The 14,207-nt window shown below is 34.0% G+C and carries 13 protein-coding genes; 5 read left to right on the forward strand and 8 right to left on the reverse strand.

Annotated features, from left to right (window positions below; genetic code table 11):
- The first annotated feature begins 57 nt into the window (after positions 1 to 57).
- The 3 genes from N2201_02280 to N2201_02290 all read left to right on the forward strand — a co-directional run bounded on the left by N2201_02280 (position 58) and on the right by N2201_02290 (position 1,612).
- The gene (locus N2201_02280; protein MCX7785046.1) at positions 58 to 411 is read left to right on the forward strand and encodes a nucleoside recognition protein; all 354 of its coding nucleotides are present in this window, start codon (positions 58 to 60) and stop codon (positions 409 to 411) included.
- A gap of 200 nt (positions 412 to 611) precedes the next feature.
- Positions 612 to 1,034: a nucleoside recognition protein gene (locus tag N2201_02285; GenBank protein ID MCX7785047.1), complete on the forward strand. Its 423-nt coding sequence runs from the start codon at positions 612 to 614 to the stop codon at positions 1,032 to 1,034.
- 206 nt (positions 1,035 to 1,240) lie between these two features.
- Positions 1,241 to 1,612 carry a hypothetical protein gene (locus N2201_02290; GenBank protein MCX7785048.1) on the forward strand — a complete coding sequence of 124 codons (372 nt, stop codon included), beginning with the start codon at positions 1,241 to 1,243 and terminating at the stop codon, positions 1,610 to 1,612.
- A 110-nt stretch (positions 1,613 to 1,722) separates the two neighbouring features.
- On the opposite strand, the gene N2201_02295 is transcribed toward N2201_02290, so the two are convergent.
- The 8 genes from N2201_02295 to N2201_02330 all read right to left on the reverse strand — a co-directional run bounded on the left by N2201_02295 (position 1,723) and on the right by N2201_02330 (position 11,735).
- Positions 1,723 to 1,965, reverse strand: a complete 243-nt coding sequence (locus N2201_02295; GenBank protein MCX7785049.1) for a hypothetical protein — start codon at positions 1,963 to 1,965, stop codon at positions 1,723 to 1,725.
- Positions 1,966 to 2,042: 77 nt separating this feature from the next.
- A complete protein-coding gene (locus N2201_02300) occupies positions 2,043 to 2,525 on the reverse strand; it encodes a hypothetical protein (GenBank protein MCX7785050.1) in 483 nt (160 codons plus the stop codon).
- Positions 2,526 to 2,754: 229 nt separating this feature from the next.
- Positions 2,755 to 2,931, reverse strand: a complete 177-nt coding sequence (locus tag N2201_02305; GenBank protein MCX7785051.1) for a 2-oxoisovalerate dehydrogenase — start codon at positions 2,929 to 2,931, stop codon at positions 2,755 to 2,757.
- A gap of 618 nt (positions 2,932 to 3,549) precedes the next feature.
- Positions 3,550 to 4,242, reverse strand: coding sequence for a hypothetical protein (locus N2201_02310; GenBank protein MCX7785052.1), 693 nt, complete (start codon positions 4,240 to 4,242; stop codon positions 3,550 to 3,552).
- Positions 4,243 to 4,431: 189 nt separating this feature from the next.
- Positions 4,432 to 6,348 (reverse strand): tRNA uridine-5-carboxymethylaminomethyl(34) synthesis enzyme MnmG, encoded by a 1,917-nt coding sequence (mnmG, locus tag N2201_02315; protein ID MCX7785053.1) that lies wholly within the window; start codon positions 6,346 to 6,348, stop codon positions 4,432 to 4,434.
- Between the two features lie 270 nt (positions 6,349 to 6,618).
- Positions 6,619 to 6,897 (reverse strand): hypothetical protein, encoded by a 279-nt coding sequence (locus tag N2201_02320; protein MCX7785054.1) that lies wholly within the window; start codon positions 6,895 to 6,897, stop codon positions 6,619 to 6,621.
- A gap of 11 nt (positions 6,898 to 6,908) precedes the next feature.
- Entirely contained in the window at positions 6,909 to 9,830 is a 2,922-nt protein-coding gene (locus N2201_02325; protein MCX7785055.1) for a HEAT repeat domain-containing protein, read from the reverse strand.
- Positions 9,831 to 9,836: 6 nt separating this feature from the next.
- On the reverse strand, positions 9,837 to 11,735 hold the full coding sequence (locus N2201_02330; protein MCX7785056.1) for a metallophosphoesterase: 1,899 nt from the start codon (positions 11,733 to 11,735) through the stop codon (positions 9,837 to 9,839).
- Between the two features lie 624 nt (positions 11,736 to 12,359).
- Here N2201_02330 and N2201_02335 point away from each other — a divergent pair.
- Together N2201_02335 and N2201_02340 are read left to right on the forward strand one after the other, a co-directional pair.
- A complete protein-coding gene (locus N2201_02335) occupies positions 12,360 to 13,145 on the forward strand; it encodes a tRNA (adenine-N1)-methyltransferase (protein ID MCX7785057.1) in 786 nt (261 codons plus the stop codon).
- Positions 13,146 to 13,193: 48 nt separating this feature from the next.
- Entirely contained in the window at positions 13,194 to 14,162 is a 969-nt protein-coding gene (locus N2201_02340) for a cobalamin-binding protein (protein ID MCX7785058.1), read from the forward strand.
- Positions 14,163 to 14,207 lie beyond the last annotated feature (45 nt).

Raw genomic sequence — 14,207 nt, forward strand, 5'->3', positions numbered from 1 at the left:
ATTTATAATTTCTTTATTTCAGTAAGCAAACGGACAATAAATACCTTTTTAAGTCTAATGAAAATAATTATTCCTGTTTACACTTTGGTGTATATACTTTCTTTAACACCGGTATTAAAAACCTTCGCCGATTTTCTTAAACCCGCAATGAAGCATTTTGGATTACCAGGAGAAAGTGCTTTAGCACTAATTCTGGGCAATTTTATTAATCTCTATGCCGCAATCGGCGTAATCCCATTATTAAAACTCTCACCGCACCAAGTTACGACCATCGCCTTAATGCTTCTAACTTCTCATAGTCAGATTCTGGAAACATCGGTCTTTATTAAACTCAAGACACGATTTTTATTCCTCTTATTTTTAAGAATTATCATTGCGATAATTGTTGGTTATGTCTTTGCCCGCATATGATGATTGTAATCTCCAATAAACATTATTGTCAGAAATTATTTTTTTGTTCAATCTCTCGTTATCTACCTCATAGACATTATCAGCAACATTACGGGCGATATCTTTTCTCACTTATGATTATTATCTATTTTGGATGTTTGTTCGGACCGGGTTTTCTAAAAACAATTATGATAATCGCTTGATTATCTTTCTGCGCACTTATGATTATTGCTAATTATTTGAAAGGTATTTCCAGTTTAGGTATTAAAACCTTCATTATTCTTTTCTTAGTCTTTGTTTTATTGGAACTAATCCAAAGAAGCGGAATCTTAAGTAAAGGTTATCAAGCAATAGCAAAAGTTGTTAAGTTTATCGGATTTAATATTCAAGGCACGGCACCCCTTTTAGCCGGGATTATCTTGGGTATTATTTATGGTGCCGGAGTTATTGATGACTTGATTAAACAGGGAAGTGTTGATAAGAAACAAGTCTTTTTAGTGTCCGTATTTCTTTCAATGTGCCATGCAATATTTGAAGATACAGGGTTATTTCTCATGCTCGGGGCAAGTTTTTTTTGGATAACCGTGCCCAGATTATTACTGGCAATAGTCGTAACATTTATAATCAGTAAACTCACTAAATAATACCTGAAAAAAACAACAATTACCCAAAGAAACATTATAAAAATTAGTTTTCGTTACTGAAAGCACAAATCAATTTATATTTTCTGTATTTTCCGTGAATGAAGCGGTATATTCTGAACCTCTAAAACTTTTTACTTGACAAAAATCCTAAAATCTGTTATACTATAACAAAAGTAAGGATTTTAATAAGAAAGGCGGTGATAGAAATGCCGGTAAGAACTACTTTAAGAAGAGTGCAAAAGTTTAAGGCAAAGTATGACCCGGAAGTAATTCGCAATGCGGTTGAAAAACAATTGGATGCAATTATTGAACAGCAGACTTATGCTCAAACGCAACTGGAGAAAGTTGAAAACCTGACTAAAGTTATTTTAGGCCAAGAAGGTGTGCCTTCGCCATTGATTCCAGCCTATTTAAACTTTGCTCGGCAGGTTTGGCGGATTCGAAATAAATTTTCGGCTGAAACCTTAAAGATTGAAACCGATATCGCATTATATAAATGGGTAAGGCGTTCATTGCAAGAATCAGTCTTAATTCGGATTCGGGACCAAATCTTTACTCTTGAAGCACCTGCGTCATAAGAGACTGTCGACATATCCAGAGTTATAGAGCCGATTAGTTTCTCTAAGTTTCAGTTTCTACCTGTTTCTATAGATATTCATTTTATAATATGCTTTTTTGTGTTTGATTTTTATTTTGTAAGGCCTGAAGGGTGTGATTGGTTGCCTAAAGGGCGAGCCGGTCGGCAAGCCGGGGGGCAGGCCGAGGGGCATACCCCTCGGCAACCCACCGGCTCGCTCAATCGACTGCCAAATCTATAGATTTTTAGATTACCTTTTATATTACCCTTTGGTTTAACCTCTAAGTTATCAATAGGATAACAGGGTAAGTTGCCTAATATTTTGCCTACTATGTCGAGCAGACCAGCAGACAAAAATCTTTAGCAAGTCGGACCTACTTTCTTCTTTTCGGTTTTCCAATATTATATACTATACAGATCAATTACTTCCATTACTTCCATATTATAAGAGTTCCACATATAAATTCTGCAAGAACTTTTCTTTCACCACTGAAAAAACCATATCGCGGATTTATAAATCCCATTGAAGGAACCTCACGCCATTCGCGTATATACTCAATATTTATTACAGCATCGACGTTTCTTCTAAACGCTTCTTCTCTTAATGCTTCAATTGCCTCTTCTGGGGATATGTCTCCGAGTTCTGTTCCTAAACAACTTTTAACTACTTTTAATGGAATAGTGACTTCTCCAATGCCTTCATATTGATATGGGATAGCCTCACCTTTCATAATTAATTGGATATCTTGAGAAGACTGATGTTGGCGTCTCTCATATGATAATTTAATCGGGCGGTAATTGATTATTGGTTTTGGTGTACATTGTAATAAGAATATACAGAAAAAAGAATAAATTATAGATTTTGTAAAAACAATTTTTTTATTTTGCTTTTTTCTAATTTCAAATATTTTCATTGCTACTCCTTGTTGCTATATCTATTTTAATATAGATTATAGATGAATAGATTACTCATTATTTCAATTCCTACCGTTTGTTGTCAAAATTATTTTTGATATTCGTAGAAACTCAGTAGCAAATCATTTGAAGTTTATTGTTTAACTAAACGATTCTTTAATTACTTCTTGCTTATCTTTTTTTAATGTAATCCGCAACATCATTCAAAATATTATTTAGCGTCCTTTTTTATCGATTAATACGCGGTAAATCTTTTTCATCAAAATGACATTTAACTGCATCAATTATCGATGTCTTCAATTCATCCAAAGAATCTGCCTCAGTAAAAATAGAGTAACCTAAAGCCCGTGCTTCATAACAACCTTCTTTTGACTCTTCAATTAAAAATATTATCTCTTTATCCATTTAATCACCTCCTGATTTATTTATTTAATACTCATACAATTTTATGGTATTGATTAAAGTTTTATTGTTAATACTTGTAACACGAGTAATATTTGTAATATAATTAAGTATTTGCATTTTTCATAGATTCAATCTTTATAATTATTACAATCTCAATCGCTTGATTGTCAAGATTAATTTTTAAGCCTTCTGAAAAAGTGCCACTGACTGTTCTGCAGTACCGCAGACATCACTCACTAAAAATACAGAAAGCCTGATACCCGATACAAGTATCCGAACCGGATACAGATTCTATTAATTTAATAACAAACATTTGTGATATGCACCAGTTTCTGGGTCGGTCAACAGCGAAGGAACAAAGTACTTGAGACCATTCTCCATCGTTTCACTCAGGTCAGGGAGATATCGGAAACAAGAGGCATTCTGAGCCTCGTGAAGAATCCTAACAGCGAAGAAACTCAATATTTGAGACCCTTTGACAAATTTAGAGTGATATAGTATGTCTATTTCAAGTTTATTTCGTGGTTAAAATTCATTATGAATTGAACACCAATTACACAAAGTTTAGCGATTGCAGTATTACGAATAATAATTTAAGAATAATTTGTGCGATTCGACTTATTCGTGGTTAAAATTCCTACCGGAACAAATTTTAACACATACTCCACAGATATATTGTCCGACATATCCTTTTCGCTGAAATTCTTTTAACTTTTCAAAACACTTTAGATGGTCAAAGGCTTCAGGTCTTTCTTTTATTGCCTGTGCCGGACATATCTCAAGACATTTATAACATTCTTGGCAGTTTTCCGATACTGGCATATCAGTTGGAAGGGGCATATTGGTTAGCACTGTTACTAAGCGAAATTGTGAACCATACTCGCGGTTAACTAAAAGATTATTTCTGCCAATCCAACCCAGTCCAGCAAAAAGACCAATCCTTTTATGAGAAAGATGCGCCCGCTGATTTTGCCAGTCAACAATCTGTGATGCCGGAATCGGTAAGGCTAAAAAATTGTTGCTTTCAATAGATAGTGTAATCTTTAACGCAATCCGGTCTAATAATGCATTGACTTGACGATAATGGTGAAAATAAAGTTGAGTCGGATGGTCAACGATTTCTTCTAAAACTGCTTTTGATAAGACAACACCAACACTGATGGCATATGAAAATTTTGCCAGCAGTGATTTTGCTAATATGAAATCATCGGTTTTAATTTTGCTTAAATCAGCCACGCCAAATAATGACGCACCTTCTTTTAGGGCAAGTTCTTTTAGTGCAGAATATCTTTGTTGATTATCGATTGTCATTATCCGCCTTTTATTTCCTTCCTTTTTGTTTTTGGGGATTAAATATCGCTGATTATCGGCAGTCATATTTTAAAAATGACTTTCCTTTAAGTGACTCTATTATTTCTAATTTTTCTCAAACCAGCAATTCTAAAGAATATATTATCTTCTTTTAATGCGACTTGTTTAACTTCTAAATCTCGTTGATGATTATTTTTCATTTTTGATATTTGATTTTTGGTCTTTCTTTAAGTGGACCATTAAAGCAAATATTGCTGAGGGGGTCACGCCAGGAATTCTTTGCGCTTGGCCAAGATTATCCGGCTTAAATTTAGTTAGTTTTTCTTTTATTTCATTAGATAAACCATGGACAGTTCGAAAATCGAGACTGCTCGGAATTTTGATATTCTCCAATTCGTTAAATTTTTCAATGTCATTTAAGGTTCTCTCAATATATCCTTTATATTTCACTTCAATTTCAATGTTCCAAATTAAAGAGGTGTCTTTTAATAAGGGAATATTTGCTGGGGAAATGATTTCTGCAAGATGCGAATAACTTATTTCAGGTCTTCTTAATAATTCTTCTAAAGTAACCGAATACCTCAGGGGAGCAGTATTAAATTGTTTAAGTTTCCTATTAATTTTATCAGATGGTGAGATACGGGTTCGCTTCAACCAATCTAAGGTTTCGTTAATCTTTTTCTGTTTTTGTAAAACTTTTTTATAGTATTTATAAGGAATCAAACCAAGTTGATAACCTTTGGGTGTTAATCTTAAATCGGCATTATCTTCGCGTAAAAGTAGTCGATATTCAACTCGGGAAGTAAACATTCGATAAGGTTCATTCGTGCCTTTAGTAATTAAATCATCAATCATTACACCAATATAAGCATCAGCCCGGGTCAAAATAAATTCGGGTTTTTCTTGGGCTTTTAATGCCGCATTAATACCGGCAATCAAGCCTTGAGCACCAGCTTCTTCATAACCAGTTGTGCCATTAATCTGACCAGCAAAAAATAAGTTCTCATATAGTCTTGTTTCTAAAGTTGGCTTTAATTGTGTTGGGTCAGAATAATCGTGTTCAATGGCATATCCTGGTCTTAAAATTTCAACCTCTTCCAATCCTTTAATACTTCGTAACATCTTAATCTGAATATCTAAAGGTAGGCTAGTCGAAATACCATTAGGATAATATTCAATTGTATTTAATCCTTCGGGTTCAATAAAAATTTGATGTCGGTCTCGTTCAGGAAACTTTACAATCTTATCTTCAATTGATGGACAATATCTGACACCAGTTCCTTTGATAATTCCAGTATATAATGGCGAGCGATTAAGGCCAGATTTTATAATTTGATGGGTTTTGGGATTAGTATAAGTGATATAACAAGGACGATAATTTTTGACTTTCTTCTTGGTCCAGAATGAGAAAGGAATTGGTGGTTCATCGCCATATTGTGGTTCTAATTTAGCAAAATCAATTGTTCTGCCATCAAGTCGAGCCGGAGTCCCGGTTTTGAATCGGCCCATTGCAAAACCGAGTTCTTTTAAGTTTTGACTCAATTCGTTTGCCGGATATTCGCCTAATCTGCCTGAAGGAAAATTGACTAAGCCAATATGGATGAGACCTGATAAAAAAGTGCCTGGGGCAAGCACAATAGCTTTGGCATAAAACTTTTCACCAATTGTCGTTTCCACGCCAATTGCGATATTGCCTTTTACTAAAATTTTGCACACCGTGCCAGTATGAAGCAATAGATTTTGTTGTTGTTCTAACACTTCACGCATATAAGTCTTATAAAGTTGTCGGTCAGTTTGAGCTCGGGACGAATGCACTGCCTGACCTTTTTTAGTATTAAGTTGTCGATATTGAATTGCACTGCGGTCAGTATTTTTTCCCATCTCGCCACCAAGGGCATCAAGTTCTTTTACTAATTGGCCTTTACCAATGCCACCGATTGCGGGATTGCATGACATCAGTCCAATTGTATCAATATTCATTGTAATGAGCAAAGTTAAAGAACCGATTCGTGATGAGGCTAAAGCGGCTTCAATACCCGCATGACCACCGCCAACAACAATCACATCATATTTTCCACTATTTGGTGTAATGATATTATTCCGCATTGTATGATATTTTATAATCTAAAAAATCAAATGTCAATTAAATACTCATTGAGACGAACTCTAAAAAAGTTAATTTTGTTATTAGTTGTAATTAGTGAAGTGTTTCGAAGTGGTTATTTAAATGTTATGTACCTACTTTATACTCATTATTAAAAATAAAAGTAGTTTCTCCGTTTTTACCAAAGCCCGATTTTATCAAGATTCGAGATGTTTATAAAGAGAGTTTAAGAAATAACAATTTTGAATAGATTTAATAAATACGGAACAGGTTTAACGGAAGGCGTTGACTAATAAATAAATAATCCCGATAACTGCAGTGATTACCCAAAGAAAGTCTTCAATCGTCCGAAATTGCCAGGGTTGCTCAAAAAACGATTTGGTGCGTTTGCCAAAAAAGAAAAGAATATAAAGCAGAATCGCAATTAACCAACCGAGTGCTTGATTAATATTCTTAATCTTAAATGCAAAGGATAAGAAAAATATAAGGACGATGATTTTAATTATTATATATAGCACTTGTCTTGACTTTTTCTCTTTTATTTCATCCATTATTATCACCCCTATTTCAATATTTCTTGATACTTTTTTATAACAAACTCATTTGTTTCTATTGCCATCTTTTCTTGTAATATTAATTTTGCTTCTTTGAATTGAGATAAGACTTCTACTGCTTTTAAGCGCACACTTGGATTGGAATGTTCTAAATAGGGTTTGATGATATTAATGATTTGTGCTCGGTCATTTTTCTTTTCAATTGTATCTAATTTAGCACCTAATACTCCGATTACTCCCAAAATTTTCGGGTCATTAGTTTTTGTTAATAAAAATTTTAAGGATGAATCACCGATTGAAACTAAGGCAGATTCTGCGGACATCCGCACAGTAAAAAACCTATCATTTAACGCATTATAAAGAGCAGGAATTGCTCTTGGGTCTTTAAGTTTTGCTAAGGCTCTGGCTGAGGCAATTCGTGTTGGTTCTTCTTTATCTTTAAGATAAGGAATTATTATTGGTACAATTGATGAGTCGCCAATATCTTCAAATGCTCCAATCATTGCTCGTGCTCGAATTCGTTTCTGATGGTATGCTAAGATTAAAGAGTCAATCGCATCTATCGCTTTGATTTTACCCAGTAAATAAGCCGAATTACTCCGTGCCCATCGGTCTTTATGATACAGTGACTGGTAGAGTAATTTTTTTAATTTATTTTTAATTAAGGTATCAGGATAACTCGTATCCTGGATTGATTTTGTCAATTCTTCAATTGCTCTTAACTCTAATCCATCTTTAGTAGCAATTTTCTTGTCAAAAATATAATTAATTGCTTGTTCCCCGCGTTTTAGTAATTCTTTTCTTCCGGCTCTGACTCTTTTTTTTGCACTGCCAACTTCCCATAAAGATGCCTCTTTGAACACATCTTCAATTGGTCCAGTGATTAATTTTATTGTATCTGGTTCTTCTTGAATTTCGGCTTCAAGATCTCGTGGTTTGCCTTTAATGTCAATACCAAAACCGTAAACTGATTGCGTCCAGTTTGTATTATTCTCAGCGAAAGATTCGCGCGGATATTTATCATCGCCCTGCAAATCTAAAAAGACGCCGATGCCACCAAATCCACGAGACCAGTTTGCCATTCCTTGACCAAAATATTTTTCTTTTGTTGTGTAAATATCATCGCCTTCATTATCAATAAACAATCCCAATGAGTTCGTCAAACCAATGCCTTGTCCACCACTTGTGACATAGTAATCATTACCTTTTTTATCAATGAGAATGCCGACTGAAAAATCATGGCCTTCACCTTGTGCTGGTCCAAATCGGGAAAAATAATGGTCATTGCCTGAACGGTCAACTAATATTCCAATTGATAGGTGAATTCCGGCACCTTGAGAGTATTGTGTGGCATTATAAAAATCATTCCCTTCCTTATCGTATAACATTCCCAGTGAATACCAATAACTTGTGCCTTGCGCGTAAACACTGCCATTATAATAATCTTGACCAGATTTATCATAAAGCAAAGCAATACCACCACTGGCAGTTGGACGAAAACCTATAGAGAAACCTTGACTCAAGGTCCGATAATCATTGGGCAATAGTGGTTTGTGAAGATATTTGCCACCCGCATAATATAAGTCATTGCCGTCAAAATCGGTAAGTAGTCCATATCCCCAGGTAGAACTGAACGCTTGACAATTCTCATAGCCATAATATTTATCATTACCTTTAATATCAGTAAGCATACCGACACCGAGATTACCGGCTCCTTCACTAAAACATCCGGCAGAATAAATGTCATCGCCTTCATAATCTAATAAAACACCTGTGCCTAATAGTCCTGCACCTAATGAATTATGAAAACTTCGGTAAGTATCATTTCCTTTTTTATCAATTAAGATGCCACAACCTATTAGTGCAGCACCAAAGTTGAATAATTTTTCAGGAGTGTCATATAAATCATTCCCTTCTAAATCGATAACAACTGAGAAAGGATTAGATAAAATGCCGATAGCACTGCCAATTCGTGCTTGATATTTGTCGTCACCTCCAATATCAATAATTAAAGCATAATTTTTGTAAGTTCGTGCGCGATATTTATCATTACCAAAAGTATCATTTCCATAATAGACGTTATCTTCTTCACTACCAATGACAATTTTGCCCCATTTAGTCTCTTGATAAAAATAGACTGAGCCAATAATACCGTCAACATTAAATTTTGGCAGAGAATCAAAAAATATCTTCCCTAAATCCGGCATAACATTTTCAATTCCCATAGCAACTGCTAATCCACTAAGTGCCAATGCTTTTCGGTCAATCTTGGTAAATAGTTCTAAAATCGTGTCGATTTCAATCTTTTTACTCGTATCAATCTCAATACCGAATTCTCGATGTAAAGCACCTTTCAGACCACTTAAAGTATCTTCTTCATCACTCCACAAAACAGGTGTCATCATTAAAAGTTTATCAATTTCAGAACGAGATAAATTTCTAATGGATTGTCTTAAATACTTATCAGCGCACTCATAACTGGCTAAAATAGTGTTTACTTTTGAAATAAGATTTCTCGATGTTTTTATATGAAGCCCAGGTTTTATATGAATCCCGGTTTTTATATGAAGCTCAATCTCTTTGTCTAATTTTTTAAGGTCTTGATGAGTAATTTCTAAGTCGATTTGATTTGATAAGAAACTCAGTTGGTTGACTATTTTATCCTTAAAATTATCAATCTCGTTTATGCTTTTATCAAGATAATCTGGTGTTTGTAAGGGTTGGTCTAAAAGTTGGGTGACGATTTTCAGACGATAAATACTATCCCAAGCCCACTTTTTTTCAAAACCAAGCTCTTTTTCAGTTATACTTTGAATCTGAAGACATTCATTAATCTTTTCTCGTTCAATTTTGCCAAGCGAAGGTTCAATTGCCCAAGAAAAACTAAAAATAAAAAAACTAATCCAAAGAAGGAATTGTGATTTACTCATTTTAGGTTACTCAATAAATTTTAATGTTGCGAAGGATTTTGGGTTATGTTCAAAAGGAACTGAATAGATGCTTACGGTCTCTTTACGCTTCTGAAAACGGACTAAATTAAAACCCCATTCAGTAGGTGTCTTGGAACTCAAGTCTTTTAAGGGAATTGCGATTTCCAAGGTCCAGCCCTTAAAACTTTTGGTATTCATAACCTGTCCTTTAGCAATAATATTACAGTTCCATTTTGCATCTTTTTTAGAATCATTTCCTATCAGATAACATTTTCGGTCCATTACAGCACCATTAGCATTAACAAAAAATTGATAATAAGTATCACCTTTCACATCAGGCTGAAGAATGAAATTAAGATGGTCATCGTTATAAACTTTTTCATCCCGTTCTTTAATTGTAGTCGAAATCTTTTCAATTTCGTCATCGTTCATTTTCGCACCAAGATAAATATAATTTTCGTCATAAGCAAACTGGACTTGCCAAGGGTCAGTTAAGGATATTTTGCCGTCACTGGAACCAAAAATATAAATTGGCTTACTTTTTTGACCGAAACGGTCTTCATTACTTTTTGAATTATCGACTGAAATCAGTTTCGGATGCCAAATTGGTTCGTCTAACTTACCATCAATATTAATTGGTCTTTGGGTTTTAATACAAGTCGTAGTGAGTTTGATTGGTAATAATCGCTCAAGCAGATATATCTTTTTGCTATTAGCATAGGGATAGTGCAGTTTTATTTTGGGCAAAGGATAAATACTATCGCTTTTAATGCTTGTGGAAAATTCATATAACAAATTACTATCAGGTAGAATTGTGAGAATGGGGTTAGAAGGACTTATATACCATTGGCTATTTTCAGTTATCCATTCGCATTGTGTTGTAATCGGCGTTTCATTTATATTAGTTATTTTCAGAATGATGGAATTAGTTTTATCTATTGCAAAAGGTAAAATTTCAACTGCCTGTTCAATCTTTTTTATTTCTTGAATGTCTTGTAAAGTTACAACATCAGCGTTTAACTCTGAAAATTTCGCTTTGGATGTAACGTGGTTATCGGCTTTGATAACTTCGAGATTAACTTTATCATTTTTTACTGATTTAAATGTATCGCGGTCTTCTACTTTGATAACTTTGATATTAACTTTATTATTTTTTACGGAAACGACACTGAAATTTTGAAATGCGCCGAGTTCTTGTTTTCGGTAAATTTTGTATCTGCTACCGGAGGGGCCGACTTGGGTATAGGTAATGCCATCCCAAATTAATTGACAATAGAAATGGTCATGTCCAGAAAAGACATAGTCAACGCCATATTTCACAAACAATTTATGAAAAGTATCGGGCTTATTATTAATATAAGCATCTTTCCAAAACGATTTATGCATAAAACAGAAAATGGTGGCGCTCTGCTTAAGTTTACTCAGTGTCGAATTCAACCAGTTCAATTGAATAGTATCAATCTCATTAACTTTTTCTTGTCGGCTATTATCTAAGACAACAAAATGATTATTACCAATTGAAAAAGCATAATATGGTTTTTGATAACCAATGCGATAAAGATAAATTCGAAAACTCAGAGAATCCCATATATCGTGATTGCCGGGGGTAAAGTAAAATTTCTGTTTCCATTTACCGAGATTAGAAAAAATTGAATCCCACTCAAGGTTAATGGTAGTTTCATTTTTTGTATATCCTTCAATTAAATCACCAACATTAATAATAAAGTCTGGTTTGATGGAATCAATCGCTAAAAGTATTTGTTCAAAAATTTCTTGCTCTGCGCTACCAGTCCTATCGCCTAAAACTACAAAGGTAAAATTTTTTTTATCAACACGAGGATTTATTGTTTGACTATAGACAAAAATGGGTAATAAAAGAAAGAATATAATTTTAATATGTTTCATAGAAGTATTATAGATATTTTTAAGATATGGTCAAGGTCTGGTAAATACTGTTCCAAAGAATTCTATTATTTTTGTTTGATTAATAGAATATAATCAAGTTTTGTGTAAAATTTGATAGTGTTTTACTTATATCTGTATCCCAGCAGTATCGGGGCTAGGGTCGGGTTAGCCTAATCTTGGCCAACAGCCAGCACAGAACAAAGACTGTCTTATCCGATAATCGGCATACAAGGTTGCATACCAGTTAGGCTTATTTGTCTATTAAAATGTCTCGGAAGATTTATCGTTAGAAAAAATAAACTTTTACTCTGACATTCTATTGTATGAAATCTTCTTTTCTATTTCATAGGTTGTTTCTAAGATATTTTGCATCAAACTATAAGGAAAACTCTGAAGTTAAATCAGAAAGAAAGTTTAAGTTGCAAGGTGTGACTTTTTTAGTGTTTATTGATATGAGCGTTCTTGAAAAGTAGTGCTTGAGGCACGTATCTGTATCGGTGAAACATAGAAAAAATAAGAAAATATTCAGTAAGTTCAATTTATAATTGTAGTAAGAATTGATTTTTACAGGATTCTTCGATATTAATTCTTGACTTATAGATTTTTCAGAATAGAATTGGGATTATGTTAAAGGTTGGTGACTTAGTCTTGCTTTATCATAATGAGCGAGCAAAATATCTTATTGCTGTTCAAGACAAAGGGCATTTTTCAACTCACAAAGGAAATATTGACTTTGCCGAGGTTCTACATAAGAGTTTTGGTGAGGTTATAAATACTCATACAGGTATTCCATTTTTTATCCTAAGACCAACCTTGGCTGATTTGTCGATGAAAGTTAGAAGGACAACAACAATAGTTTATCCGAAAGATGCTGGACTAATGCTACTGAGAAGTTTTGTTTATCCTGGAGCACAGGTGATTGAAACCGGCACCGGTAGTGGTGCTTTGACTGCAATTCTTGCGACTTATGTGCAACCTTATGGGAAAGTTTATTCTTATGAAGTCCGACAGGATTTTTCGGATAATGCTAAAGAAAATCTAAAACGATTAGGTTTAGATAATTATGTTGAGTTTTATGTTCGTGATGTGGAAAAACAAGGATTTGAGCAAAAAGAGGTTGATGCGGTTTTTGTTGACCTGCCAGAGCCCTGGATTGCCATCAGACCGGCTTTTGATGCCTTAAAAGGTGGTTCTTCATTCTGTTCATTAAGTCCAAATACCGAGCAAGTTAGAAAGACAAAATCAGTTTTAGAATTAGAAGGTTTTGTCAGAATTAAAGTGGTTGAGATTTGGGAACGGGAACTTTTAGTCAGAGTTACCGGCACAAGACCAGCCGAACGGATGGTTTCCCATACCGCGTATCTGGTATTTGCACAGAAAGGACAGAGAATAATAAAAAGTAATGTGTAGTAAGCGAGAGCAATGGATAAATGTTAAGATCAGATAACACTCAATAAAATGATTGGCAATGGGAGAATTGTGCTTGATATTATGACTAATCATAAAATGGCTCGCATGTCAACGCACCGTAATCTCAGCGCACTTTGTTGGTACTCAAAATGGAGAAATAATTATGGCTTCATTTTGCATTACATTTTGATATTTTCATTTTTCATTGTGTGTTTGGTCCGATGTTCCAGTTCAACCAATAAAGTTACCGGTAAACGCATTGTATCATTAGTTCCCAGTGTCACAGAAATTATATATGCTTTGGGTCGGGATAGTCTTTTAGTGGGCAATACAATCTATTGTGATTATCCTGAACCAGCAAAAAAGATTTATAAAGTTGGTGATTTTTCTAATCCTTCTTTAGAAAAAATTCTTAAAAGAAAACCAACATTAGTATGTGCAACTTTGCCTGAACAAAAGAATATTGTGGAACAACTGAAAAGATATAAAATCCCAGTTTTTTGTAGTAAGCCTAGTTCAATTGATAACCTGTTTCAGGAGATGATTGCGATTAGTAAATTAGTGGATGCTGAAGAGCAAGGTAAGATTTTAGTTTCCGCACTTAAAAACAGGTTGATTGAAATTGCTAATAAGCATAATATTATTGATTCGCCCAAAGTCTATATTGAAATTGCCGGAACTCCAATAATGACTATAGGTAATCTTTCTTATATTAATGATTTAGTTCGATATGCTGGAGCAATTAATGTCTTTGCCGATGTCTCAAGAGAATATTTTGTAACTAATAGCGAAGAATTAATAAAAAGAAATCCAGATATTATATTGATATTACATCCTTCAGCAACAAAATCGCAAATCAGAAAAAGAGTTGGTTGGTCACAGATTTCTGCTATTAAAAAGAATCGTATTTATGCCGAATTAAATCCTGATTATTTTTTTCGGCCTGGACCACGATTTATTTTGGCCGTAGAAGAATTAGCTAAGATTGTCTATTCAACTTCTAAAAAACGGAAATAGTGATTTGAAGAAAAAGTTTAATTTTTAAGATGGTCATATAATTCT

The organism is candidate division WOR-3 bacterium (assembly GCA_026418155.1).
Lineage (GTDB): Bacteria > Hydrothermota > Tepidihabitantia > Tepidihabitantales > CAIPLT01 > JAOABV01.

Bases quoted from the DNA above. Each gene is read 5' to 3' on its own strand.
- N2201_02305 (MCX7785051.1), bottom strand. From the start codon at position 2,931: ATGGATAAAGAGATAATATTTTTAATTGAAGAGTCAAAAGAAGGTTGT.
- N2201_02280 (MCX7785046.1), top strand. From the start codon at position 58: ATGAAAATAATTATTCCTGTTTACACTTTGGTGTATATACTTTCTTTA.
- N2201_02310 (MCX7785052.1), bottom strand. From the start codon at position 4,242: ATGACAATCGATAATCAACAAAGATATTCTGCACTAAAAGAACTTGCC.
- N2201_02340 (MCX7785058.1), top strand. From the start codon at position 13,194: ATGATTGGCAATGGGAGAATTGTGCTTGATATTATGACTAATCATAAA.
- N2201_02330 (MCX7785056.1), bottom strand. From the start codon at position 11,735: ATGAAACATATTAAAATTATATTCTTTCTTTTATTACCCATTTTTGTC.
- N2201_02300 (MCX7785050.1), bottom strand. From the start codon at position 2,525: ATGAAAATATTTGAAATTAGAAAAAAGCAAAATAAAAAAATTGTTTTT.
- mnmG (MCX7785053.1), bottom strand. From the start codon at position 6,348: ATGCGGAATAATATCATTACACCAAATAGTGGAAAATATGATGTGATT.
- N2201_02320 (MCX7785054.1), bottom strand. From the start codon at position 6,897: ATGGATGAAATAAAAGAGAAAAAGTCAAGACAAGTGCTATATATAATA.
- N2201_02285 (MCX7785047.1), top strand. From the start codon at position 612: ATGATTATTGCTAATTATTTGAAAGGTATTTCCAGTTTAGGTATTAAA.
- N2201_02335 (MCX7785057.1), top strand. From the start codon at position 12,360: ATGTTAAAGGTTGGTGACTTAGTCTTGCTTTATCATAATGAGCGAGCA.
- N2201_02325 (MCX7785055.1), bottom strand. From the start codon at position 9,830: ATGAGTAAATCACAATTCCTTCTTTGGATTAGTTTTTTTATTTTTAGT.
- N2201_02290 (MCX7785048.1), top strand. From the start codon at position 1,241: ATGCCGGTAAGAACTACTTTAAGAAGAGTGCAAAAGTTTAAGGCAAAG.